The 1,922-nt window shown below is 45.4% G+C and carries 2 protein-coding genes; both read left to right on the top strand.

The window, feature by feature from the left end; translation table 11 throughout:
- The coding region (locus B0186_RS10545; RefSeq protein ID WP_235817226.1) for a transposase domain-containing protein at nucleotides 1–1,227 on the top strand (1,227 nt) is incomplete at its 5' end.
- Nucleotides 1,228–1,326: 99 nt separating this feature from the next.
- Nucleotides 1,327–1,922 (top strand): AAA family ATPase (locus B0186_RS10540; protein WP_158077981.1); only part of this gene is annotated, 596 nt, incomplete at its 3' end.

Below are 1,922 nucleotides of genomic sequence, written 5' to 3'. Positions count from 1 at the left end.
CGTGGCGGTAAATACGCTCTCAGCCAAATGTATCCATCACAGGTGCGGACAGTGGCAATGCTTGAAGCAATGGAATGGATCAACGGCGACGGCTATCAGCACAATGTGTGGGTGCGTTTACCTGATGGTGAAGTAAAACGGCCCAAGACGTGGCTGTGGCAAGACGTTCGCACTCGCAAAATTTTAGCGGCAAGAACCGATAAATCGGAAAACACTGACGTGATCCGCTTGAGTTTGCTTGATGTGATCAGCCGTTATGGTTTGCCAAAACATCTGACCATCGACAACACCCGAGCGGCAGCCAATAAGAAAATGACAGGTGGGGTAAAAACCCGTTATCGCTACCCTGTAAATGAAAACGAAGTGAAAGGGATTATCCCTGCCCTTGGCATAGAACTGCACTGGACTTCCATTCAATTTGGCAAAGGGCGAGGACAGGCAAAACCGATTGAGCGTGCCTTTTCTCATGGTGGTTTAGGGGATTATGTAGATAAACACCTATTGTTACGAAATGCCTACGCAGGGGCAAATGCCTATGAAAAGCCTGATTATGACGGCAAAAACGGCTCAGAACAGCCAGCCGACTACGATACTTTTATTCTTGCCCTTGAGCAAGGTATTCAACAATGGAACAACGTCGCCAATCGCTTAACAGAAATTTGTGCAGGGCAAATGAGTTATGCACAAGCCTTTGAACGAGATTGGGCGGTAGCGGAAAAACGCCCTGTTACTGAAAGCCAAATGCGTTTACTGCTTACCTTGCACGAAGAAGTGAGCCTAAAACAAAACGGCACATTCCATCTTAACGCAGGCAAGATTGGCAGTAACAAAAACCGCTATGAAGCCTTGGAGCTTATCGGTTCAATGCACAAACGGGTGGTGGTGCGTTACGACCCAGCCAACTTGCACGACAAAGTGTGGGTGTATGCACTAACAGGGGAATACCTTGGTGAAGCACAAATTACCGAGAAAGCAGGCTTTGGCGACCAAATGAAAGGACGTGAGTATAACAATGCACTTCGCAATTGGACAAAACATACCGTGAAAGCGATTGAACAGCGAATGAAGGCGGAAGAGATGGAGTTGGAAAGCTACGTCCCATCGCCTGAATTTGATGAGCAATTTATGGAGATTATCCCTGACCCAATTCCACAACCATCAAGAGCAATTGAAGTGGAATATGAAGAAGTGATTGAGCATAACGCTATCCGCTTGATGAAAAGATAAGCTGAGATAGAAGAAGATGTAGATGAAGAATTAAGTGTGTTTGATATTGCCTTGGCAAATCAAACGAAGTTGAAGATAACCGAATAATAAGGAGCAAAAATGAACGTTATTGAGCAAGTAAGACAGCACATCGCTGAAACAGGGGCAACGCAAACCCGAATTGCCAAAGAAGCAGGTTTAAGTGCGGGGGCATTAAGTGCCTACCTTAGCGAAAGTTACAAAGGCAATATCGAAGAGGTAGAAGCAAAGCTCACGGCATACTTTGAAAGGTTAGCCCAAAAACTGCGTGAGTTTATAGAAGCCCCGAGTTTTATCGAAACCAAAACAGCAACGCAAATTTTCAGCACCTTGCGCTTTGCTCAAAATGCTAATGTGCTTGCCATTATTCATGGCGCAAGCGGTGTAGGTAAAACCCAAGCAGCAAGAGAATATCGCCGTCGCTACAACAACGTATGGGTAGTAACAGCTAGCCCTAGCCGTTCAAGTTTAAGTGAAATTCTCTACGAAATCGCCTTGGAAGTCGGCATTTCAGATGCCCCACGTCGCAAAGGCACATTATCACGCTTAATTGCTCGTAAAATCAAAGGCACAGAAGGCTTACTGATTGTTGATGAAGCCGACCACCTTCCTTATGAAGCCTTAGAGGAGCTTCGCTTATTACAAGAAAAAATTACCAATGAAAGTGATATAGGCTC

The sequence above is a fragment of the Canicola haemoglobinophilus genome (assembly GCF_002015075.1).
Taxonomy (GTDB): domain Bacteria; phylum Pseudomonadota; class Gammaproteobacteria; order Enterobacterales; family Pasteurellaceae; genus Canicola; species Canicola haemoglobinophilus.
Note: the sequence above shows the minus strand (reverse complement) of the source record. Positions and strands in the feature narration are given on the sequence as shown.